The 22,866-nt window shown below is 64.5% G+C and carries 22 protein-coding genes; 10 read left to right on the top strand and 12 right to left on the bottom strand.

Going from position 1 to position 22,866, the window contains the following annotated elements; genetic code table 11:
- Positions 1–245: 245 nt before the first annotated feature.
- The 4 genes from ptsP (at position 246) to IC761_RS02875 (ending at position 5,824) form a co-directional block, all read left to right on the top strand.
- Positions 246–2,513: a phosphoenolpyruvate--protein phosphotransferase gene (gene ptsP / locus IC761_RS02890; RefSeq protein ID WP_195801808.1), complete on the top strand. Its 2,268-nt coding sequence runs from the start codon at positions 246–248 to the stop codon at positions 2,511–2,513.
- Between the two features lie 58 nt (positions 2,514–2,571).
- Positions 2,572–3,657: a peptide chain release factor 1 gene (prfA, locus tag IC761_RS02885; protein WP_195801807.1), complete on the top strand. Its 1,086-nt coding sequence runs from the start codon at positions 2,572–2,574 to the stop codon at positions 3,655–3,657.
- Positions 3,658–3,724: 67 nt separating this feature from the next.
- Positions 3,725–4,546: a peptide chain release factor N(5)-glutamine methyltransferase gene (gene prmC, locus IC761_RS02880; protein ID WP_438265158.1), complete on the top strand. Its 822-nt coding sequence runs from the start codon at positions 3,725–3,727 to the stop codon at positions 4,544–4,546.
- 492 nt (positions 4,547–5,038) lie between these two features.
- Complete coding sequence (locus IC761_RS02875) at positions 5,039–5,824, top strand: DUF4167 domain-containing protein (RefSeq protein WP_195801805.1); 786 nt, start codon at positions 5,039–5,041, stop codon at positions 5,822–5,824.
- Positions 5,825–5,889: 65 nt separating this feature from the next.
- On the opposite strand, the gene IC761_RS02870 is transcribed toward IC761_RS02875, so the two are convergent.
- Positions 5,890–6,636 (bottom strand): methyltransferase domain-containing protein, encoded by a 747-nt coding sequence (locus tag IC761_RS02870; protein WP_195801804.1) that lies wholly within the window; start codon positions 6,634–6,636, stop codon positions 5,890–5,892.
- A gap of 108 nt (positions 6,637–6,744) precedes the next feature.
- Between IC761_RS02870 and gloB the strand changes: the two genes are divergently transcribed.
- Positions 6,745–7,512, top strand: a complete 768-nt coding sequence (gene gloB, locus IC761_RS02865; protein ID WP_195801803.1) for a hydroxyacylglutathione hydrolase — start codon at positions 6,745–6,747, stop codon at positions 7,510–7,512.
- A gap of 37 nt (positions 7,513–7,549) precedes the next feature.
- Positions 7,550–7,972 (top strand): cupin domain-containing protein, encoded by a 423-nt coding sequence (locus IC761_RS02860; RefSeq protein WP_195801802.1) that lies wholly within the window; start codon positions 7,550–7,552, stop codon positions 7,970–7,972.
- 11 nt (positions 7,973–7,983) lie between these two features.
- Here the strand turns inward: IC761_RS02860 and yddG are convergent, their stop codons facing one another.
- From yddG to IC761_RS02845, 3 genes are all read right to left on the bottom strand, one after another.
- Positions 7,984–8,853: an aromatic amino acid exporter YddG gene (gene yddG, locus IC761_RS02855; protein ID WP_195801801.1), complete on the bottom strand. Its 870-nt coding sequence runs from the start codon at positions 8,851–8,853 to the stop codon at positions 7,984–7,986.
- Between the two features lie 126 nt (positions 8,854–8,979).
- Positions 8,980–9,705, bottom strand: a complete 726-nt coding sequence (phbB, locus tag IC761_RS02850; protein ID WP_195801800.1) for an acetoacetyl-CoA reductase — start codon at positions 9,703–9,705, stop codon at positions 8,980–8,982.
- Between the two features lie 244 nt (positions 9,706–9,949).
- Positions 9,950–11,128 carry an acetyl-CoA C-acetyltransferase gene (locus tag IC761_RS02845; RefSeq protein ID WP_195801799.1) on the bottom strand — a complete coding sequence of 393 codons (1,179 nt, stop codon included), beginning with the start codon at positions 11,126–11,128 and terminating at the stop codon, positions 9,950–9,952.
- 314 nt (positions 11,129–11,442) lie between these two features.
- Between IC761_RS02845 and phaR the strand changes: the two genes are divergently transcribed.
- Positions 11,443–12,039, top strand: a complete 597-nt coding sequence (phaR, locus tag IC761_RS02840; RefSeq protein ID WP_195801798.1) for a polyhydroxyalkanoate synthesis repressor PhaR — start codon at positions 11,443–11,445, stop codon at positions 12,037–12,039.
- Positions 12,040–12,210: 171 nt separating this feature from the next.
- Here the strand turns inward: phaR and IC761_RS02835 are convergent, their stop codons facing one another.
- Positions 12,211–13,098, bottom strand: a complete 888-nt coding sequence (locus IC761_RS02835; protein WP_195801797.1) for a branched-chain amino acid aminotransferase — start codon at positions 13,096–13,098, stop codon at positions 12,211–12,213.
- Between the two features lie 120 nt (positions 13,099–13,218).
- On the opposite strand from IC761_RS02835, the gene IC761_RS02830 reads away from it, so the two are divergent.
- On the top strand, positions 13,219–14,154 hold the full coding sequence (locus IC761_RS02830; protein WP_195801796.1) for an alpha/beta hydrolase: 936 nt from the start codon (positions 13,219–13,221) through the stop codon (positions 14,152–14,154).
- A gap of 6 nt (positions 14,155–14,160) precedes the next feature.
- On the opposite strand, the gene IC761_RS02825 is transcribed toward IC761_RS02830, so the two are convergent.
- Positions 14,161–14,406 (bottom strand): hypothetical protein, encoded by a 246-nt coding sequence (locus tag IC761_RS02825; protein WP_195801795.1) that lies wholly within the window; start codon positions 14,404–14,406, stop codon positions 14,161–14,163.
- 81 nt (positions 14,407–14,487) lie between these two features.
- Complete coding sequence (locus tag IC761_RS02820) at positions 14,488–15,048, bottom strand: carboxymuconolactone decarboxylase family protein (protein ID WP_195801794.1); 561 nt, start codon at positions 15,046–15,048, stop codon at positions 14,488–14,490.
- A 153-nt stretch (positions 15,049–15,201) separates the two neighbouring features.
- Here IC761_RS02820 and IC761_RS02815 point away from each other — a divergent pair, with 153 nt between their 5' ends.
- Positions 15,202–15,768, top strand: a complete 567-nt coding sequence (locus IC761_RS02815) for a hypothetical protein (protein WP_195801793.1) — start codon at positions 15,202–15,204, stop codon at positions 15,766–15,768.
- Between the two features lie 13 nt (positions 15,769–15,781).
- Here IC761_RS02815 and IC761_RS02810 read toward each other — a convergent pair whose 3' ends face one another.
- Positions 15,782–16,246: an Lrp/AsnC family transcriptional regulator gene (locus tag IC761_RS02810; protein WP_195801792.1), complete on the bottom strand. Its 465-nt coding sequence runs from the start codon at positions 16,244–16,246 to the stop codon at positions 15,782–15,784.
- 159 nt (positions 16,247–16,405) lie between these two features.
- On the opposite strand from IC761_RS02810, the gene IC761_RS02805 reads away from it, so the two are divergent.
- The gene (locus IC761_RS02805; protein ID WP_195801791.1) at positions 16,406–17,422 is read left to right on the top strand and encodes a 1-aminocyclopropane-1-carboxylate deaminase; all 1,017 of its coding nucleotides are present in this window, start codon (positions 16,406–16,408) and stop codon (positions 17,420–17,422) included.
- Between the two features lie 102 nt (positions 17,423–17,524).
- On the opposite strand, the gene recQ is transcribed toward IC761_RS02805, so the two are convergent.
- From recQ to IC761_RS02785, 4 genes are all read right to left on the bottom strand, one after another.
- On the bottom strand, positions 17,525–19,390 hold the full coding sequence (gene recQ, locus IC761_RS02800) for a DNA helicase RecQ (protein ID WP_195801790.1): 1,866 nt from the start codon (positions 19,388–19,390) through the stop codon (positions 17,525–17,527).
- Positions 19,391–19,512: 122 nt separating this feature from the next.
- Positions 19,513–20,256, bottom strand: a complete 744-nt coding sequence (locus IC761_RS02795) for a polysaccharide deacetylase family protein (RefSeq protein ID WP_195801789.1) — start codon at positions 20,254–20,256, stop codon at positions 19,513–19,515.
- A gap of 99 nt (positions 20,257–20,355) precedes the next feature.
- The gene (gene metA / locus IC761_RS02790) at positions 20,356–21,357 is read right to left on the bottom strand and encodes a homoserine O-succinyltransferase MetA (RefSeq protein WP_195801788.1); all 1,002 of its coding nucleotides are present in this window, start codon (positions 21,355–21,357) and stop codon (positions 20,356–20,358) included.
- A 12-nt stretch (positions 21,358–21,369) separates the two neighbouring features.
- On the bottom strand, positions 21,370–22,671 hold the full coding sequence (locus IC761_RS02785) for an O-acetylhomoserine aminocarboxypropyltransferase/cysteine synthase family protein (protein ID WP_195801787.1): 1,302 nt from the start codon (positions 22,669–22,671) through the stop codon (positions 21,370–21,372).
- Positions 22,672–22,866 lie beyond the last annotated feature (195 nt).

Genomic DNA, 22,866 nt, shown 5'->3' with positions numbered 1-22,866 from the left:
CACTTTCGCGTTTGGCAGGCGTTTTGCTTGGCAAAACAAGCCCCAATTCGCTATACGGCGAACAGGGTGGGCTGCCACAAACTGTGCCCCAGTTGAGGCGGTGCTGATTCGGCTCAGGCGCCAGATCTCGAGAAGATTTGGGCTTGGGGCCGGCGCCGGACGAGCAAGTTTGTTGTTTTTCTGGATTTCTGGGCGAGCCGCCGCGGGCCCTTTCGGCCCCGGCAGACGGAGGAGATTGACGGTACATGCGGAGCGCGTCGGGAGGTCCCCGCGTCTTGTTGAGACGGCTCCGCGAAACCATGGCGGAGCAGGTCTCGGCCCAGGAGCGGCTGGACAAGATCGTGGTGCTGATCGCCGCCAACATGGTGGCCGAGGTGTGCTCGGTCTACGTGCTGCGCATCGACAATACGCTCGAGCTCTACGCCACCGAAGGCCTCAACCGCGAGGCTGTACACCACACCGTGCTCAGCGCCCATGAAGGCCTGGTCGGCCTCGTCGCGAGCGAGGCGACGCCACTCAATCTGAACGACGCACAGAGCCATCCGGCCTTCTCGTTCCGCCCGGAGACCGGCGAGGAAATCTATTACTCCTTCCTGGGCGTGCCGATCCTGCGCGCCGGCAACACGCTCGGCGTGCTGGTGGTGCAGAACCGCGCCAAGCGCACCTATGTCGAGGAGGAGCTCGAGGCGCTGCAAACCACCGCCATGGTGCTGGCGGAGCTGATCGCCTCCGGCGAATTGTCCGCGCTCGCCCAGCCCGGCGCCGAGCCGGCCGCGCGCCATTCGACCCAGAAGGCCGGTGCGATCCTCTCGGAAGGCATCGCGCTCGGCCATGTCGTGCTGCACGAGCCGCGCGTCGTCATCAAGGACTACATCGCCGAGGACCTGCCGAAGGAAATCAAGCGGCTCGACACGGCGCTTGCCAAGCTGCGCTCCGATCTCGACCGCATGCTGGAACGCGGCGACGTCGCCGAAGGCGGCGAGCATCGCGACGTGCTCGAAGCCTACCGCATGTTCGCCAACGACCAGGGCTGGTCGCACAAGCTGCACGAGGCGGTCGCCACCGGCCTCACCGCCGAAGCCGCCGTCGAGCGCGTCCAATCCGACACCCGCGCCCGCATGCTGCGCGTCACCGATCCCTATTTGCGCGACCGGCTGCACGATCTCGAGGATCTCGGCTATCGCCTGATGCGGCAGCTGGTCGGCCAGGACCATGCGCCGTCGCGCGAGCAGATGCCCGACAATGCCATCGTCATCGCGCGCGCGATGGGACCGGCGGCGCTGCTCGACTACGACCGCAAGCGTCTGCGCGGCATCGTGCTGGAGGAAGGTACCGCCAATTCCCACGTCTCGATCGTGGCGCGCGCGCTCGGCATTCCCGCGGTCGGCGAGGTGCCGAACGCGCCGGGCATTGCCGACCCAGGCGACGCCATCATCGTCGACGGCACCTCGGGCGCGATCTATGTGCGGCCGTCGCAGGAAATCGAGGCGGCCTATGCCGAGCGCGTGCGCTTCCGCGCCCGCCGCCAGGCACAATATCTGGCGCTGCGCGACCGTCCCTGCATCACCAAGGACGGCCAGAAGGTCGAGCTGCTGATCAACGCAGGGTTAGCCATCGACCTGCCGCATATCGAGGACACCGGCAGCGCGGGCATCGGCCTGTTCCGCACCGAGCTGCAATTCATGGTCGGCCAGAGCCTGCCGCGCACCAGCGATCAGCTCGCGCTCTACCGCGCCGTGCTGGATGCCGCAGGCCACAAGCCGGTCACCTTCCGCACCCTCGACATCGGCGGCGACAAGGCGCTGCCCTATATGGAGACGGTGATCGAGGAAAATCCCGCACTCGGCTGGCGCGCGATCCGGCTCGGGCTGGATCGTCCGGGCCTGCTGCGCGGCCAGATTCGCGCGCTCTTACGCGCCGGCGGCGGCCGCGCGCTGCGCATCATGTTCCCGATGATCTCGGAGGTCGCCGAGTTCGATTCGGCGAAGGCGCTGGTCGAGCGGGAGCTGACATATCTGCGCCAGCACGGCCACACGCTGCCGGAGCGGATCGACATCGGCACCATGGTCGAGGTGCCGGCGCTGCTCTATCAGATGGACGAGCTCCTGAAGAAGGTCGACTTCATCTCGGTCGGCTCCAACGATCTGTTCCAGTTTCTGTTCGCGGTCGATCGCGGTAATGCCAAGGTCTCGGAACGTTTCGACACCATGTCGACGCCGATCCTGCGGGCGCTGCGCGACATCGCACAAAAGTCGCTGGCCGCGAAGAAATCGCTATCGCTGTGCGGCGAGATGGCCTCGAAGCCGATCGGCGCGCTGGCGCTGATCGCGATGGGCTACCGATCGCTGTCGCTGTCGGCGACCGCGCTCGGTCCGGTCAAGGCGATGGTGATCGACCTCGACGCGAAAAAGGCCGAAGCGATGCTCGGCCCGCTGCTGGATGCGCCGACCGGCAGCGTCTCAATCCGGCAGAAGCTGACGGAATTTGCCGAAGCCGAAGGCTTGGCGTTGTAGCGGGCCTGCCGCCGCTACCCGCCGCCTCGCCTCCTTCCGCTATTTTGAGACTGAACCGATGTCGTCACTCCCCGAAGCCAAACTGGACGTCCTGCTCGCGCATCATGCCTCGCTCGAGGCCGAATCGCTGGGACAGCTCTCCTCCGAGCGCTACGTGCAGGTCACGCGCGAGCTCGCCGAGATCACCCCGCTGATCGAGGCCGTGAAGGCTTATCGTTCCGCGGTCAAAGAGCTCGCCGACACCGAGGCGCTGATCGCCGATCCCGGAACTGACACCGAGATGCGCAGCATGGCGGAAGCCGAACGCGACGAGCTGTCGCCAAAGATCGAGGAGTTGGTCCAGAAGATCCGCATCGCGCTGTTGCCGAAGGATGCCATGGACGACCGCAACGTGGTGCTGGAAATACGCGCCGGCACCGGCGGCGACGAGGCCTCGCTGTTCGCCGGCGACCTGTTCCGGATGTATGAGCGCTTCGCGAGCTTGCAGGGCTGGAAGGTCGAGGTGATCTCGGCGAGCGAAGGCACTGTCGGCGGCTACAAGGAAATCATCGCCGAGGTGCAGGGCCGCGGCGCGTTCTCCAAGCTGAAATTCGAGTCCGGCGTGCACCGGGTGCAGCGCGTCCCCGACACCGAGACGCAGGGACGCATCCATACGTCGGCTGCGACGGTGGCCGTGCTGCCCGAGGTCGAGGATGTCGATGTCGACATCAAGAACGACGATCTGCGCATCGAGACCATGCGCGCGCAAGGCGCGGGCGGCCAGCACGTCAACAAGACCGAATCGGCGATCCGCATCACCCATATCCCGACCGGCATCGTGGTGATGATGCAGGACAGCCGCTCGCAGCATAAGAACCGCGCCTCCGCCATGAACATCCTGCGCTCGCGCATCTACGACGCCGAGCGGCAGCGCGTCGACGCCGCGCGCTCGGCCGAGCGCAAGGAGAAGGTCGGCTCCGGCGATCGCAGCGAGCGCATCCGCACCTATAATTTTCCGCAGGGACGCGTCACCGACCACCGCATCAATCTGACGCTCTACAAACTGCCGCAGGTGATCGCCGGCGAAGCGCTTGGCGAATTGACGGATGCGCTGACCACCGAGCACCAGGCCGCCCAGCTCGCCGCGCAGGGCGCGGCGGCGTGACGGCAGCGTGAGCAATCCCTTCTCCGGACAGCCCATCGAGCGCGCGCGGCGCGCGCTCGCCGCGCAGATGAGATCGGCGGGGCTCGACGAAGCCGAGCTCGACGCCCGCATCCTGCTTGGCGCGGCGCTCGATCTCGATCTGACCGGCCTGGTCGCGCAGGCCGCCCGCACGCTCACCGCAGCCGAGGCATCGCGGCTCGCGGGCTACGCGCAGCGGCGCATCGCCGGCGAGCCGGTGGCGCGCATTCTCGGCACGCGTGAATTCTGGGGCCTGCCGTTTCGCCTGTCGGAGGCGACGCTGGTGCCGCGTCCCGACACCGAGACGGTGGTCGAGCGCGCGCTCGAACTTTTCCGCGAACGCCCTACATCCGATCGTCCGCGTATCGCCGACATCGGCACCGGCTCCGGCGCGATCCTCCTCGCACTGCTGCATGAAATTCCCGACGCCTTCGGCGTCGGCACCGATCTCAGCCTCAATGCGCTCGGCACCGCAAAACGCAATGCCGCAGCTCTCGGCCTTGCCGGCCGCGCCGCCTTCGTCGCCTGCTCCTATGCGTCGGCGCTTTCGGGCCCGTTCGATCTCATCGTGTCGAATCCGCCGTATATTCCTTCCGCCGAAATTCCGAAATTGAGTACCGAGGTGCGCGAGCACGACCCGCATCTGGCGCTCGATGGCGGCAACGATGGCTACGACGCCTACCGCGCGCTGATCCCCCAGGCGGCCGCGCGCCTCGCGCCCGGCGGCGCCCTGATCGTCGAGGCCGGACAGGGTCAGGCGAGCAATATTGAAGCCCTGATGACGACCGCAGGATTATCAGCGGACAGGCCGCCGAGAGCTGACCTGGCGGGGATCCCGCGGGCCGTTTCGGCCCGAAAAATGCCCCCATAAAAGCCCGATTGGGCTCGAAAAAACCTCTTGGAATATCCCTTGGGAACGACTACGTTCCGGATCAACACATCGGTGCCGGCCCCGTAGACCTACGGGCGAAAGCCGGGCTCTCGGGCGAGAGCTTTACTGATTACAGGTTCCAAGCCGCAGGTCCTGTGAAGCGCGATGGCCAGTGAGCCGCGCTGCTTTCCGACCGCAACGTGAACGAAAGCCTGATATTGCGCTTGAAGACTTACGCAACAAAGCAGGGCTTGTTTCGGCAGGCGATATGAATGGGTTCGCTGGCAATGAATGCTGGCGGGTGGGGAACGCGTCTTTGTTGAACGCGACGGTCGACGAACATCGGCAGGGTCTAATCCGCTCTTGCGCGCGGTGCGCGCAAGGCATGTGAACCCGCGAGGCATGTGAACCGCTGTCATAGGGTCACTTTCGAGCTCACTCTCGGCAATCAGTAATGCGTGCAATCTTTAGGGCTGGAATTAAAGGCAGGACATGAGAAACGGTCAGAACAAGCAGCGGATGCGCAACCGCAACAACAATAATAACAACAACAATCATAACCGGCGCGGCCAGAACCCGATGACCCGGGTCTACGAATCGAACGGCCCCGACATCAAGATTCGCGGCACCGCCTCGCACATCGCCGAAAAATATCTCCAGCTTGCACGCGATGCGCGCTCCTCGGGCGACCCGGTCGCCGCCGAGAACTACTACCAGCATGCCGAGCACTATTTCCGCCTGATCGCGGCGGCCCAGGAGCAGTTCCGTCAGAACCAGCAGCAGCCGCGCGGCGACGAGCCGATCGTGAGCAGCGACGACAGCGAGGACGACGGCGAGAATTTCTCGAATTTCGGCCAGGAGCCGGGCTTCGTTCCGCAGCCGCAGCAGCAGCCCTATATGCGTGACGGCCAGCGCGATCAGCAGCGTGACTATCAGCAGCGCGACAACAGCCAGCAGCCCTATCAGCGCGAGCAGCAGCAGCCGCGCGAGCAGCGCGAACGCGATCATCGTCCGCAACCGCAATATCAGCAGCACCAGCCGCAACCGCCGAATCAGCCGCAACCTGTCGTCGCTGACGCCGGCAATGTCGATCGCCTGCCGTCCTTCATCACCGGCGCGCAGCCGCAAGCGAGCGGCGGCCAGGGCGGCTTCGAGGGCGGCAATGGTGGTGGCGGCGAACGCTATCCGCGGCGGCGACGCCGGCCGCATGGCGGCCCGCGCCCTGAGCGCGAGGCGGCTCCGGCCGGCTCCGGCGACGATCTCGCCCCGAGCGAGTAAGCCACAGCGTTTTTCGGATCTTGCGAACTGCAATCGTCCCGGCCTTGCGCCGGGACGAATTGTTTTCAGCCTCGCGTCACCGTCGTCGAGGACGGCACCAGCACGGGTTTCGCCAGCGACGGAATCAGCCGCGCCCGTTCGCGCTTGGCGGGGATGGCGCGATAGACCTGCTTGGTGGCCTCGACGATGTGGACGCCGGCAAAGGGCAGCGACAACGCCGCACCGGCGCGCTCCCACATCTGCGCCGATTTCAGCACCCAGCCGCCGGCGTAGGGCGGCATGAACAGCGCCTCGCCCCAGGCCGTCGGCGTGAACCAGGTCTGGCGCAAGAGGTCCGTGATCTGCGAGCGCGAATAGGGCCGGCCATGGCCGAACGGCGTGTTGTCGCTGCGCGTCCATACCCCCCGCCTGTTCGGGATCACCGCGATGACGCGTCCCGACGGCGACAGCACCCGCCACACCTCACGCAGCAGCGCAGCCGGATCGTCCGACATTTCCAGCGCATGGATCAGCAGGATGCGGTCGACCGCGGCGTCGGGCAGCGGCAGCGAGAATTCGTCGACCAGCGCAGCCAGCGCGGGCCGCCCGGTCGGCCATTTCAGCACACCCTGGGCTGCCGGCATGAAGGCGATGCAGCGCTCCGCGTCCTCGCGGAACAGGCCGAGATAGGGCGTGGGATAGCCGATGCCGAGCACGCGCTGGCCCTCGGCATTCGGCCAGCGTTCCTTGATGCCGCGATTGATCATCTGCCGCGCCACGATGCCGAGGCGGCGGGAATAGAACTCGCGAAGGTCGACGACATCCATGCTCATGACGGCAATGTAACATGCACAAGGCGGCGGCTGCGCGCTGAATATTGCATTGCCTGCGCAACGTTAACGCCATATCTGTCTGACGGGGCTGAGCGCGATGGAGATGTCATGGCCGCCGAAATTCGTACTTTCAGCTGTTTAAACGACAATTTCGGTTATCTGATCCACGATGTGGAAACCAAGGCGACGGCGTCGATCGATGCGCCGGAGGCCGGCCCCATCCTGAAGGCGCTGGAGCGCGAGGACTGGCAGCTCACCGACATCCTGATCACCCATCATCATGGCGATCATGTCGGCGGCGTCGCCGAACTCAAGCAGAAATACAATTGCCGCGTCGTCGCGCCGCACGACAAGACGACGAAGATCGCCAATGTCGACCTGCGCGTCGCCAATGCCGACGTGATCAAGATCGGCACGCTGCTGGGACGCGTGCTGGAAACCCCGGGCCACACGCTCGACCACATCTCCTATGTGTTCGACACCGAGAAAACGCTGTTCGCCGCCGACACGCTATTCTCGATCGGCTGCGGCCGCGTGTTCGAGGGCGACTACCCGATGATGTGGGATTCGCTGTTGAAGCTGCGGGCGCTCCCTGACGACTTCAAGCTCTATTGCGGCCACGAATACACCGCCTCCAACGTCAAATTCGCGCTCACTGTCGATCCCGACAATGCGGCGCTCCAGGCGCGCGCGGCGGAGGTGGCGAGGCTGCGGGCGGAGAACAAGCCGACCATCCCCTCACTGCTTGGTGATGAGAAGCGAGCAAACGTGTTCCTGCGCGCTGATGAACCCTCGGTCGCAGCCAGGCTACACATGAAGGGCGCGGATGCCGCCGCAGTGTTCGGCGAGCTGCGCGAGCGCAAGAATAAATCCTGACGAACAGATCTTGAAGCACAAGTCCTGACGGGGATCGATGCCGACTGCAGCCGAGATCATCGCGCGCCTTGAACTCCGCCCCCATCCCGAAGGCGGGCACTACCGCGAGACGTTTCGCGACCAGACCACGGATGTCAACGGACGATCGCGCTCGACGTCGATCTACTATCTGCTCGCGCGCGGCGAGCGTTCGCACTGGCACCGGATCGATGCGGTCGAGACCTGGCATTACTATGCCGGCAGCCCGCTGACGCTGCGCATCGCCCACGAAGGTTGCTCACAGCACGAGGTGCGGCTCGGCACCGACCTCGTAAGCGGCGAGCGGCCACAGGCGATCGTGCCGGCCGAGGCCTGGCAGATGGCGGAGACCACCGGCGAGTGGACGCTGGTCGGCTGCACCGTGGCCCCAGCGTTCGAGTTCGCAAAGTTCGAGCTCGCGCCGAAGGGCTGGGAGCCTTAGAGAGCAAAGACTCACCGTTTCCTCAGCACCATGTCCTTTGCCGCGATCAGGCCGCCGCCGGCAATCAGGATTGCGGCGATGGCGATGTTGGCGCTGGCTTTGGCAAAGCCGGCGGCGATGAGGAAGCCGGTCGAGAGCAGCGGCGTCGCGTAGGAAGCGGCGCCGAGCACGCGGATGTCGCCGCGCTTCATACCGATGTCCCAGGCGTAGAAGGCCGCGCCGACAGGACCGATGCCGAGCGCGAGGACGGCAAGCCATTGCAGCGTGGTCTCCGGCCACACGGTCGTTTCGAGCGCGCCATGCATCAGCGCGGCGAGCAGTGCGGTGGCGAGGCAGAAGCCGGCGACCGCGTCGGTCGGCACCGCCTTCAATCGTCGCGACAGCACTGAATAGGTCGCCCACACGAAGGCGGCGATGAAGGCCGCGATCAGCCCCGGTATCGTGCCTGGCGCAAAGCCGGTCGTGTTACCAGCGAACAGGAGCACGGTGCCGACGAGGCCGAGCACGGCACCGATGATGTGGTGCATGGCCAGCCGCTCACCCGGCAGGAACGACGAGAACAGCACGATCAGGAGCGGCCAGAGATAATTCAACAGGCCGGCTTCGGCCGGCGGCGCGAAGCGCAGCGCCAGAAAATACAGCGCATGATAGCCGAACAATCCGCCGACGCCGACGGCCCAGACGACCAGCGGCTGGCGCAGGCTTTTCGCCGCCTCGCTGCGGCCGATCCAGGTGAGCAGGCCGACGAGACCGCCGATCGCGAAGGTCATCGCCGCGAGCTGGAACGCCGGGATCTTGCCGGTCGCCACCGTCATCACGGAGAGCAGCGACCACATCAGGATCGCGGTCAATCCGATCAGCGTCGCGGTGCGGGGAGTCATCGAAGTGGAAGCCTCGTCATTCCGGGTTTGCCGCAATCGCGGTAAGCCGGAATGACAGTACAAAATGCCCGGCGCAAGGCCGGGCATGACGATGTCGCTAATATCGGCCCGCGTGATGCGATCGCATCACACCATGTATTGGCCGCCGTTGACGGTCAGCGTCGAGCCGGTGATGGCGCCGGCTTCGTCCGCCGCGAGGAACACGACCGCGCGCGCGATCTCCTCGGGCTCGCCGAGACGGCCGATCGGGATCAGCGGCAGGATTGCCTTCTCAAGCACATCCTTCGGCACCGCCTGCACCATCTCGGTGTTGATGTAGCCCGGGCAGATCGCGTTCACGGTGACGCCGCCCTTCGCATTCTCCAGCGCCAAGGCCTTGGTGAAGCCGATCTCGCCGGCCTTGGCCGCGGAATAGTTGACCTGACCGAACTGGCCCTTCTGGCCGTTGATTGAGGAGATGTTGATGATGCGGCCGAACTTGCGGCCGCGCATACCCTCGATCACCTGGCGCGACATGTTGAACAGCGAGCCGAGATTGGTGCCGATCACGGCGTTCCATTGCTCAAGGCTCATCTTGTGGAAGGCGCCGTCCTTGGTGATGCCGGCATTGTTGACGAGCACATCGACCGGGCCGACTTCGGCCTCGACCTTCTTCACGCCCTCGGCGCAGGCATCGAAATTGCTGACGTCCCATTTGTAGACGGCGATGCCGGTCTCGGCCTTGAATTTCTCCGCCGCCGCATCGTTGCCGGCATAGCTCGCCGCGACCTTGTAGCCGGCTGCCTTCAGCGCCTTGCTGATCGCAGCTCCGATGCCCCGCGTACCACCCGTCACCAATGCAACTCGTGCCATGTCGTATTCCTTCCCTTGGACTCTTCGGACGTTTCTCTCGTGATGGTTTTTTAGCGGTGGATTATGCGGCAGGTTTGACGGACATCAAGAACAAAACGCCCGGCGTTGAGCCGGGCGTTTCTCTTTAGTCGAGGCTTGCGCGGTTGCGAAGAATATTTGATTTGCAACCGCCGCCTTTTTAATCGCGTGCAACGCACTCACTCATGTGTGCAGCGCACGCGCAAATGACACGTAAAGTCACACGTCAGTCGCGCGCGATGCACATCGCGATACCCATGCCGCCGCCGATGCACAGCGTGGCAAGGCCCTTCTTCGAATCGCGCTTCTGCATCTCGTGCAGCAATGTCACCAGCACGCGTGCGCCGGAAGCGCCGACCGGGTGACCGATCGCGATCGCGCCGCCGTTGACGTTGACCTTGGAGGTGTCCCAGCCGAGATCCTTGTTGACGGCGCAGGCCTGCGCCGCGAAGGCCTCGTTGGCCTCGATCAGGTCGAGGTCGCCGACGCTCCAGCCGGCCTTCTTCAGCGCGGCGCGCGAGGCCGGGATCGGGCCCGAGCCCATGATCTTCGGATCGACACCGGCCTGTGCCCAGGACACGATCCGCGCGAGCGGCTTCTTGCCTTCCTTGGCAGCCTGCTTGGCCGTCATCAGCACCACGGCGGCGGCACCGTCATTGATGCCGGAGGCCGAACCCGCGGTGACCGTGCCTTCCTTCTCGAAGGCCGGCTTGAGCTTCGCCATCGCGTCGAGCGTGGCGCCATGGCGCGGATATTCGTCGTCGCTGACGACGACGTCGCCCTTGCGGGTCTTGATGGTGACGGGAACGATCTCGTCCTTGAACTTCCCGGCCTTCTGCGCGGCCTCGGCCTTTTGCTGCGAGGCGACCGCGAACTCGTCCTGCTGGGCGCGGGTGATCTGCCACTGCCGCGCGACGTTCTCGGCGGTGTTACCCATGTGGTAGCCGTTGAAGGCATCCCACAGGCCGTCCTTGATCATGGTGTCGATGAACTCGACCGCGCCCATCTTGACGCCGCCGCGCAGGTACTGGGCGTGCGGGGCCATGCTCATGGATTCCTGGCCGCCGGCGACCACGATCTCCGAATCGCCGTTGAGCAGCGCCTGGTAGCCGAGCGCAACCGTGCGCAGGCCCGAGCCGCAAAGCTGGTTCACGCCCCAGGCCGGGCTCTCCACCGGAATGCCGGCCATGATCGAGGCCTGGCGGGCCGGGTTCTGGCCCTGAGCGGCGGTCAGGATCTGACCCATGATGACTTCGGAGACCCGGCCGGGCTCGATGCCACCGCGCTCCAGCGCGGCCTTGATGGCGATGGCGCCCAGATCGTGGGCGGGAAGGGTCGCGAAGGCTCCGTTGAAGCTTCCGACCGGGGTGCGGGCGGCGCTGACGATGACGACATCGTCTGACATGGGCATCTCCTGGGGCTTGAGGTTCTTGAAAGGGGCGGGCGGTCGCTGGGAAATGGCCCGTCAGTCTCGTCCGGCATCCTGTTAACGTCGTTGAGGCATGTCAATCGGCCGCTGACCGAATTCGTGCCGCAGCGCATTCAAAATAGCGTTCTTGGCGATTTCGCAAGCAGGTTTTTGCTGCGCAATTAACCGTGCCGCACAAAACGGTAGCGTGAGCCCGTTGAAAATGCTTATTTTGTTGCGTTGCGTACTCGTTCCGCGCCTTGCGGCACTGCCGCAGGTTCCCGTTCTCAGCGTTTTGCAAGTGAGAGCCCATGGCGAAATCAGACCAGCCCACCACCATCAAGAAATACGCGAACCGCCGGCTCTATAACACCGGAACGAGCACCTATGTGACGCTGGAAGATCTCGCCGCCATGGTCAAGGACGGCGAAGATTTCCTGGTCTACGACGCCAAGACCGGCGACGACATCACTCGCTCGGTGCTCGCCCAGATCATCTTCGAGCAGGAGAATAAGGCCGGCCAGAACCTGTTGCCGACCACCTTCCTGCGCCAGCTGATCCGCTTCTACGGCGACAGCATGCAGATGGTGGTGCCGAAATATCTGGAGCAGTCGATCGCGACGCTGACCCAGGAGCAGGAGAAGTTCCGCAAGCAGATCGCCAACACGCTGTCCGGCACTCCCTTTGCTCCGCTGGAAGAACAGGTCCGCCGCAACATGGAGCTGTTCCAGCAGACCTTCTCGATGTTCAAGCCGTTCGTTCCGCCGACGGGACGCCCGGCAGCGACACCCGAGCCGGAGCCCGACGCGAGCGCCGAGCCGGCCAAGGACACCAACATCGACGACCTGCGCCAGCAGATGAAGGACATGCAGGAACGCCTCGAGCGGATGTCGAAGAAGGACGAGTAGGCTTTCGTCGACGCCTGCTGCCTGCCACCACCAACTCCGCCGTCGTCCCGGCGAAGGCCGGGACCCATACTCCCAGGCAGGAGTGGTCGCGCGACGCCGGTAACTCCGAGCCTTCGTCAAACCCAGTTTCGTGGTTATGGGTCCCGGCCTTCGCCGGGACGACAGCTGGGCCTACGCCGCGAGCTTCACCGCATGCGCAAAATCCCAATAGAGTTTTCGCGCTTTGCTGTAGAGCGGGCCCGGCTTCAGTTCGCGCGCGTCGATGCGAATCACCGGCGCGACCTTGGCAAAATTGCCGGTGGAGAAAATCTCGTCGGCGGCCAGGAAATCGGCGTAGCGCAGCGTCGTCTCGACCACGGTGACGCCGTCGGCGCGGAGCAGCTTGATGACACGCTGGCGCGTGATGCCGTTGAGGAAGGTGCCGTTCGGCACCGGCGTGAACACCACGCCGTCCCTTGCCATGAACACGTTGGAATTGCCGAACTCGGCGACGTTGCCGAGCATGTCGAGCATCAGCGCATTCTGGAAGCCACGCGAGGCGGCCTCGGCCAGCGCGCGCGAATTGTTCGGGTAGAGGCAGGCCGCCTTGGCCTCGACCGGGGCGGATTCGGCGGTCGGCCTGCGGAACGGCGACAGCGTGATCGCGTTGCCGACCGGCTTCGGCATCGGTGCCTCGTAGATGCACAGGCACCAATTGGTGGTTTCAGGGTCAAACAGCACGCCGCCGCCGGAGCCGTTCTGCGCCCAGTACATCGGGCGCACGTAAAGCTCGGCGTTGGCCGCAAATCGCGCGATACCGTCGTTGGCGAGCGTGAGCCAGGTGCCGGCATCGACCACGGGCTTGAGGCCAAAATTGATCGCCGACTGATTGGCGCGGGCGACATGGCGATCGAGATCGGGCGCGACACCTTCGAACGCGCGCGCACCGTCGAACACCACCGAGCCGAGCCAGGCCGCATGCGTGCGCGGCCCCATGATCGGCACGTTGCCGTCGTGCCATTTGCCCTCGAAGAAGGTCCAGCTCGGCGAGTATTCAATGGGCTTTGCGATGTTGGCCATGACCGGCCTCCCCTGGACGTGATGCCGCAATATGGCACGACTATTGGTCGCAATTTCTAAATGATTCCCTGCGGGGAAGCAGTGAGTTACCTTCTCCCCCTGTGGGAGAAGGAAAGGTCCATGCCGCTCGATCCGCTCGCAAAGCGTTTGTTGACCATGATGGCTGCGGCCGGGACGCAGGCGCGGGGCCGGCCGAGCGTCGAGGCTCGGCGACAGTCGCTGGCGAAGCTGATGCAGTTCGCGCGCGCCGATGCGCCGGGTGTCACGGCGTCCGACGGCACCCTCCCCGGCCCCGGCGGCGAGCTTCCCTATCGGCTCTACACACCCGCGAGCGCCAGTGAGCGCACGGCCGGCTTCGTGTTCTTCCACGGCGGCGGGCTCGTCGCCGGCAGCATCTTGACGCACGACCGCATCGCCGCAGCGCTCGCGCATGCGACCGGCTGCCGGCTCATCTCGATCGACTACCGGCTCGCGCCCGAGCACAAATTCCCCGCCGCGGTCGACGACGCGATCGCCGCCACCGAGTGGGTCGCGCGCGAGGCGCCATCACTCGGCATCGACGCCGAGCGGCTGGTGATCGGCGGCGATTCCGCCGGCGCGACGCTGGCTGCGATCGTGTGCCAGGAGGCAGCGCAAAGCGCCGGCCTGTCGATCGCGGCGCAATGCCTGATCTGCCCGGTGCTGGATTTCGAGGAGACCTCACCCTCGCGCGAGGCGTTCGCCGAAGGCCATCTGATCGATCGAGCCACCATCGAGGCCGATCTCGCCGACTATCTGCCCGACGGCATCGATGCCGCCGATCCCCGCATCTCGCCGTTACGCGCGACGCGGCTCGCGGGCCTGCCGACCGCGATCATCCACACCGCTGAATTCGACCCGATGCGCGACGAAGGCAATGCCTATGCGCGCAAGCTGCTCGCAGCTAGCGTCGCGGTCGAGCACGTCTGCCATGACGGCATGGTTCACAATTTCCACGCCATGGGCGCGATCCTGCCGCAGGCGCAGCTCGTGCTGTCGCAGATCGGTGAGCAGGTGCGGCGAGCGGTGGAAAAGTAAGAGGCTTCACGCGCGCGCGTCGAGCACGGCCCTCGCCGCCGAGACATACTCTTGCCAATGCATATCCGCGTAGCGCTCGGCCTGGTACGCGCAGGTCACGTCAGGCGCATGCGCCGCCGCGATCATGCGCGCGAAACGTTCTTCGGCAACCGTCGCACCGATCGTAGGCGTCGGCTGAGCGACGGCTGCGGCGGCCGGAGCGACGGCGATGGCCGCCATTCCGGCCAGCAAGATGCGGCGTGAAGTGTCCATGACGATCGTCCTCCATTGTCCGGCCTGCATTCTGGCGGGCGAGTGTGTCATCGCGATCACGGCGGCATAACCGCGCGCAGGCTAGTCCGGCACCGGCACATCGAACGTGTTGAGCGTGACCGAGACCATGCAGTAGATGCCGACGAGGTAGGACAGCTCGGCGGCGCCGTGCTCGCCGAACTCCTTCACCGCAGCCCGATAGGTCAATTCCGGCAGCACGCCGCCGCTCACCAGCGCCGACGCCATGTCGTAGGCAACCGCCTCCTGCCTGGTGAGATCGACCGGCCGCTGTCCCGCAACGATGGTCGCAAGCTTCTCATCGGAGAGCCCGCGCTGCTCGGCGACCAGCACATGAGCGTAGAGCTCATAGCCGGAGCGGAAATGCGAACCAGTGACGAGGATCGCGACCTCGCGCACCGGTGCCGGCAGCAGCGGGTTCGACGCGATCGCCTTGACCAGCTCCCACACCGGCTTGCCGAAGCGCGGCTCGCGAATCCACGGGTTCCAGGGCCCGAGCAGCGCGCCATCCTCGCGCATGTTCACGAAGCCCTTGAAGTGGTCCTTGATGCCCGCTTGCATGTCCGCATAGAGCGGCTTCTGTTCGTCGGTCAGATCCTTCGGATCGAGAATGGGAAGGCGCACGGCAGGTCTCCTCGTTGAGAAGGCGCGACCGTCGCCCGCGTGGGCGCGCAAGGCAAGTGAAGTTGCCGTGACGACCGTGCGATTTTGCAAGTGGTGTGGAGACGCGGGCACAACCATGCTATGTCCCGTCATCCATTATGGACGGGGCTTCGAATGGCCGATGTAATTGTCGGACTTGATGATTGGATTATTCAGGACGGCAACTATGGTGATTTCGCGCAAGCGACGAACGCGTCGTTCGCGCTCGAATTCTATCCGGTCGTCCCGCTTCCGAAGTACGGTCGACGGGACCACAGAGCTCCGTCGTTCACGCATATCCTCGAAAATTCCTACGAAATTGTTGCCCAGGTCGCGCATGCACTAGATGATTGGTGGGTGCTGGACGCTGGCGTTCTCATGTATTGCGACGGGGAACCTCCAGAAAATGCGCGCCCAGGCACATGGTTGGGAGGCCTAGTATTCATCGGAATAGACCCGTTCCCTTACTTTGAAAATCATGCGCACGAACCCGGTGCATTGGCCCTAGTCTACGATTGGAAGATCGAAAAGATCGAAATAGAGACAGGCCCATTCATTGAAACGAAGCCGAAGCACTTTGAGCGCGATCCAGAGAAGCGTGGATGGAAAGAAGTCGCGGGGACCGAGGAAGGCGGCAGCTTTCTGCTCCATTGCAAGCGTCTTGGGGGGCCGCGCCTGCCTCAGAGCAGGCGCCGTCCTTGATCATCAACGCCGCTCAAAACTCCAGCGGCGCGTTGTCGACGACTTCCTTCATCACGAAGAAGGTGCGGGTCTGGCGCACGCCGGGCAGCGCGATCAGCTGCTCGCCATGGATACGGTTGAAATCGTCCATGTCGCCGACGCGGATCTTGAGGAAGTAGTCGAAGTCGCCGGCGACGAGGTGGCAGTCGAGCACGAATTTCAGTTTTGCGATCGCCTGCTCGAAGGTGGCAAAGCTCTCCGGCGTCGAGCGGTCGAGCACGACGCCGACCATCACCAGCGTGCCCTTCGCCACCTTCTTCGGGGCGACGATGGCGCGTACAGTGGCGATAAAGCCGTCCTCGAACAGCCGCTGGGTGCGGCGATGGCAGGTGGCGGGGCTGATGGCGACTGATACCGCGAGGTCAGCATTGCTGAGCCGTCCGTTATTTTGTAGCAATCTCAATATCTTAAGATCGATGCGATCGAGCCGAGCGGACATGGAAGAGGCTTCCATACTAATCTATCATTTCGGAAGGATTATTAGCGAATGGCGTCATAAGTGCAAGAAAATGCGCAATATGGGCGCAATATTCGAGAGCACATTTTTCCAATGCGATGCTAGGCACGAGCCAACATTAACACCCATCCGGATGATCTCATGAAGCTGGACAAATTCGCGCGCTATCCGCTGACCTTCGGCCCGACGCCCATCGAGAAGCTGGAGCGGCTGTCGAAGCATCTCGGCGGCAATGTCGAGATCTATGCGAAGCGCGAGGACTGCAATTCCGGCCTCGCCTATGGCGGCAACAAGCTGCGCAAGCTCGAATACATCATCCCCGACGCGATCGCGTCGAACGCCGACACGCTGGTCTCGATCGGCGGCGTCCAATCCAACCACACCCGCATGATCGCCGCCGTCGCCGCCAAGATCGGCATGAAGTGCCGCCTGGTGCAGGAAGCCTGGGTGCCGCACGAGGACGCCGTCTATGACCGCGTCGGCAACATCATGCTCTCGCGCATCATGGGCGCCGATGTGCGCCTCGTCGACGACGGTTTTGATATCGGCATCCGCAAGAGCTGGGAGCAGGCGATCGAGGAAGTGAAGGCGGCGGGCGGCAAGCCCTACGCTATTCCGGCCGGCGCCTCCGTGCATAAATTTGGCGGGCTTGGCTATGTCGGCTTCGCCGAGGAAGTGCGCAAGCAGGAGCAAGAGCTCGGCTTCAAGTTCGACTACATCGTGGTCTGCACCGTGACCGGATCGACCCATGCCGGCATGCTGGTCGGCTTCGCCGCCGACGGCCGTGCGCGAAAGGTAATCGGCATCGACGCCTCCTTCACGCCGGCACAGACCAAGGCGCAGGTGCTCTCGATCGCGCAGAACACCGCCAAGCTCGTCGAGCTCGGCAAGGACATCGTTGCAGACGACGTCGTGCTGATCGAGGATTACGCCTATCCCGCCTATGGCGTGCCGTCGGAGGAGACCAAGGAGGCGATCCGCCTCACCGCACGGCTAGAGGCGATGATCACCGACCCCGTCTATGAAGGCAAATCGATGCAGGGCCTGATCGATCTGACCCAGAAGGGTCATTTCGAGAAGGGTGCGAAGATCCTCTACGCCCATCTCGGCGGCGCGCCGGCGCTGAACGGTTATGGGTATGCGTTTAGGAACGGTTGAGGTCTGTAGCCGGATGGAGCGAAGCGTAATCCGGGATTCGCACGATACGGAAAGACCGCCCCGGATTTCGCTGCGCTCCATCCGGGCTACGGTCGTCGCGCTCTACCGCGTCCGCACGATCCGCAGCAGCTCCTCGCCGTAGTGCTCGAGCTTTTTGTCGCCGATCCCTGGCACGTTGCGCAATTCGTCCAGCGTGGTCGGCCAGGCCCGGACGATGCCGTCGATGGTGGCATCGTGCAGCACCACATAGGCCGGCACCCCGCGTTCGCGCGCTACATCCGAGCGCCAGGATCGTAGCCGCGCGCGCAATTCAGGATCGACGTCGCCTTGCGGTGCATTGGCCGCAGGCGCGAGATCGCCGCGCCGGGATTTGGCGCGGCTCGCGCGCACGCGGATGCCGGGCGTATCCTCGCGCAGCCACACCTCGGTCTCCCCGCGCAGCACGCCGCGCGAGGAGTCGGTCAGCTTCAGCGCGCCAAAGGCCTCGCTGTCGCTTTGCAGATGTCCCATCGCCACCAGCTGCCGCAGCACGGTGCGCCATTGCTTCTCGTTGAGCTCGCGCCCGATGCCGAACACCGACAGCTTGTCGTGGCCGAACTGCGTCACCTTCTCGGTGAGGCGCCCGATCAGCACGTCGATCAGGTGCATCGCGCCGAAACGTTGTCCGGTGCGATAGGCGCACGACAGCAGCTTCTGCGCCAGCACCTTGCCGTCGCGCATCTGCGGTGGCGTCAGGCAGTTGTCGCAATTGCCGCAGGTCTCGCCGTGCGCGGTCTCGCCGAAATAGCCGAGCAGCCGCTTGCGCCGACACTGCGCGGTCTCGGCGAGGCCGACCAGTGCGTCCAGCTTGCGGATCGAAACCCGCTTGAAATCATCGGACCCACTGGACTCATCGATCATGCGGCGCTGCTGCACGATGTCGGAGAGGCCATAGGCCATCCAGGCCGCCGACGGCTTGCCGTCGCGCCCCGCACGTCCGGTCTCCTGGTAATAGGCTTCGATGCTCTTTGGCAGATCGAGATGGGCGACGAAACGCACGTCGGGCTTGTCGATGCCCATGCCGAAGGCGATGGTCGCGACGATGACGACGCCGTCCTCGTTGAGAAAACGATCCTGGTTGCGCGAGCGCACACTGCTGTCGAGCCCGGCGTGATAGGGCAGCGCCGCAATGCCGGCCTCGTCGAGCGCAGCAGCAACCTCCTCGACCCGGTTGCGCGACAGGCAATAGACCACGCCGGCGTCGCCCATATGACGCTCGCGGATGAAGTCCTTGAGCTGCGATACCGCATTGCGCTTGTCGACGATCTCGTAGCGGATGTTGGGACGGTCGAAGCTCGAGACGAATTGCGGGGAACCGGTCAGCTGAAGCCGCTCGACGATCTCCTTGCGCGTCAGCTCGTCGGCGGTCGCCGTCAGCGCGATGCGCGGCACGTCGGGAAAGCGTTCGGCGATGACGGAGAGACCGACATATTCAGGCCGGAAATCGTGCCCCCATTGCGAGACGCAATGCGCCTCGTCGATCGCGAACAGCGCCACCTTGGCCTGCGCCAGCAGCGACAGGCAGCGCGGCGTCACCAGCCGTTCCGGCGCGACATAGAGCAAGTCGAGATCGCCCGCGATCAGGCGCCGCTCGACGTCGGACGCCTCCTGGAACGACAGCGACGAGTTCAGCGCGGCGGCATTGACGCCGGCCTCGATCAGGCCCGCGACTTGATCGCGCATCAGCGCGATCAACGGCGACACCACGATGCCGCAACCTTCGCGCAGCAGCGACGGCAATTGGTAGCACAGCGACTTGCCGCCGCCGGTCGGCATCAGCACCAGGCAATTGCCGCCATCGGTGACATGCCGGATGATCTCGCCCTGCGCGCCGCGGAAGCCAGGCAGGCCGAACACCGAATGCAGCACCGACAGCGCGTCGCGGCCATCGGCCGGCGCAGGCAGCGGAGCGGTGGAAGGTGCGGACATGGCGTAGCGGGGGCCTGCGAGATTCGTCACAACGCCAGTCGCATGGCCGCCCGGGCGTGGCAAGGCTGTTTGCGCGTCAGGGCGCTGTCTTCCCCTCCCCCCTTGTGGGAGAGGGCAAGAAATTACGCCCCGATCCGTCGCAGGGCTTCCGCAACCGTCACGATCGGCATGTTGCGCGTCGCGGCCGCCTTCAGCGCGTGGCGGAGCAAGGCCGGCGTGCAGCCATAGGGGCTCGGGGCATCGACGACGTCGTGACTATAGAAGATCAGCCAGCCGCCGCTTGCGACGGCGTCGTCGAAATAGCGGTCGACGCCAGCCGTATCGATCTCGCACGCGACCAGCGGCGAGGCGCGCAGGAACTGGAGGTCGATCACGTCGCGATTGACACCGGGAAGGATGCCGCGCGCCGAACGGAATGTTCTGGCGAGTTGCGGCTTGCGCCAGACCGAGGCGAGGCCATACGGATAGGCGAAATTCTCAAGCCGGATCGAGGAATCGATGCCGCGGAAATAACTGCGGTTGCGTTCGATCTCACGCGCCATGGCGGTCTCGTCAAGATCGACCGCGCGAAGATGCGAAAAAGTGTGACAGGCAATCTCATGGCCGCCGCGATGCAGCCGCACGATCGCATCGTTCGACAGGCCGTGCCAGTGATCCCCGGGCTGATCGATCAGGCTGCCGGCGAGATAGAACGTGCCGCGCCCGTCATGCTCTTCCAGCAGCGAAGCGCCCTCACTAGCCGCACTGTCGGGCGCGTCGTCGAAGGTGAAGCTCACCATCGGCGCATGCGCCGACAAAAGGTGCGGCGCGGCGCGGAAATGCCGGGCCAGCCGATTGCTCAAGCGTCCGTTGAGAGCCGACAGCACGAGTGCATTCCCTGTGATTCCATATTTCTCTACTGAAACATTTGCGCGCGGTCTGAGGCAAGCTTAACGCTCGGGTAATCCTAACGCGGAACCAACAGGCTAACGCGCAGGCAGCGGAACTTCAGCGTCTGTACCGAGATATTGCAGCCAATTGCGGAAAAGCGCCGCCGCGGCGCTACCGGCTGCAATATCGGCGCGCAAAGTCAGCGCGGGGAGCTCGTTGGTCAGTGCCGGATGGCGCTGGTGCCTCGCCCGCTTCTCGAAGCGAGCGAGCTTCTCCTCCGTTGCTGCGTCAAAATAACTCACGGGCAGATGCGGATAGGCCTCCCGCTCGCGCGCGAGATAGCGGCCGATGTCGCGCAGATATTCGCGCTGGAGCGACAGCGCGTCATATTCAGGATGGCCCTGGAAGAACACGAAGCGGCTGGCATATTGCCGGACGAAAATGTCGACGCCGGCCTGGGCCGAGCGTGTCAGCACCTGGTAACCGGCCTGCATGAGGTCGCGCTCCGCGATTTCGTTCAGACGCGAATGCGAGATCTTGAGCGGCGCCGGCGCCGCGCGCGTCAGAAAGTCGCCGGTCACGGCGTCGCAGTCGAAGATGCCATGGCATTTGGCCGGAAGCGGCCGTCGCTCGATGCGATCGAGATGCAGCACCGCCGCATGCGCGGCGAGGCACGACCAGATCGTGGAGCGCGTGTTGGCCTTGGCCCAGTCGATGAGATCGGTGAGGTCGCGCCAGTACGGCTCCTGATCGAGCTCCGGTGCGACCGGCTCCGCGCCGGTCACGATCAGCCCGTCGAATTTTTGCTGCTTGAGGTCGGAGAGATCGGAATATTCGCTCTCGACATGCCATTTCGCTTCCGGCGAGCGCTTCACCGAGGGCAGCGAGAAGCAGTGGAAGCGGATGCGGCGCGGACCGGCGGCGGCCTGGAGCAGCTTCATGAACTGCCGCTCCGTTGCCTTCAAGGCGGGATCCGGCATGTTGTTGATCAGCCCGATTGTCAGCTCGCCTCTGCCGCGATCGCGCGCGAGATCGCCATCGGCCGGCACCAGCGCCGGGCTCGAGATACCTTGATCCCTGTCGATCAAGATGCTCATCGGGACGTTCGCCTACTCCGCGGCCTGGAGACGCGCGGCCGGGCAGGCCTTTTCCAGCGCCTGGTCGATGTCTTCGATGATATCGGCGGCATGCTCGATGCCGATCGAGAGCCGGATGGTCTCCGGCAGCACGCCGGCGACGCGCTGCTGCTCCGGCGACATCTGGCGGTGCGTGGTCGAGGCCGGATGGCAGGCCAGCGACTTGGCGTCGCCGATATTGACGAGCCGCGTGACCAGCTTCAGCGCATCGTAGAAGGTCTTGCCGGCTTCCATGCCGCCCTTGATGCCGAAGGTGAATAGCGAGGAGGCATTGCCGTCGAGATATTTCTGCACCAGCGGATAATAGGGGCTGTCCGGGAAGCCAGTGTAGTTCACCCAGGCGACGCGCGGGTCATTGCGCAGGAATTCGGCGACCTTGCGGGCGTTCTCGACGTGACGCTCCATGCGCAGCGCGACGGTCTCGATGCCCTGGAGCAGCAGGAAGGCGTTGAACGGCGACAGCACCGAACCCATGGTGCGCTGATAGACGCTGCGCGCACGCTCGATATAGGCGGTCCTGCCGAAACGCTCGGCATAGACGAGGCCATGATAGGAGGCGTCCGGCTTGTTGTAGGCCGGGAAGCCGTCAGCATATTTGGCCCACGGGAAATTGCCGGAATCGACGATGGCGCCGCCGAGCGTGGTGCCGTGGCCGCCCAGAAACTTGGTCAGCGAATGCACGGCGATATCGGCGCCGTAGTCGAACGGCTTAAGCAGGATCGGGGTTGCGACGGTGTTGTCGACGATCAGCGGCACGCCATGGGCATGCGCGATCTTCGCCAGCGCCTCGATGTCGCAAACATTGCCGGCGGGGTTGCCGATTGTCTCAGCGAACACCGCGCGGGTGTTCTCGTCGATCAGCTTCTCGATCGCCTCCGGCTTGTCGCTCTCGGCGAAGCGGCCGGTAATGCCCTGGCGCGGCAGGATATGGGAGAGCAGCGTGTGCGTGGTGCCGTAGAGCTGCGGCACGGACACGATGTTGCCGCCATGGTCGGCGACGTTGACGAAGGCGAAATGCAACGCCGCCTGGCCGGTCGCCACCGCGAGCGCGCCGACGCCGCCTTCGAGCTGGGCGATACGCTTCTCCAGCACCGCGCTGGTCGGATTGGCGATGCGGCTGTAACGAAAGCCTTCGGCCTCGAGATTGAAGAGGGCCGCGCCGTGATCGGCGCTGTCAAAGGCGTAGGCGGCGGTCTGGTAGATCGGCACGGCAACCGCGTGCGTGGTGGCTTCGGGCTCGTAGCCGGCGTGAATAGCGATCGTCTCGTTGCGCATCGTGCCACCTCCGCGTGGGGCGGGCCGCACTTATTGGCCTGTATGAGGCATGTGCGTTGTCCGCCGTCCCTCTGTTAGAGGCGGGCGGTAAAGCCGGCAATAATTCGCCTAGACATCGATGAAGTAACCCTAACGGTTATTGGTGAATCGGCTAAAGTTCGAGTTAAATTGTATTAACGAATTCTCGCTGCTTCT

The organism is Bradyrhizobium commune, from assembly GCF_015624505.1.
Lineage (GTDB): Bacteria > Pseudomonadota > Alphaproteobacteria > Rhizobiales > Xanthobacteraceae > Bradyrhizobium > Bradyrhizobium commune.
This window is presented reverse-complemented; position numbering and strand designations above follow the sequence as displayed.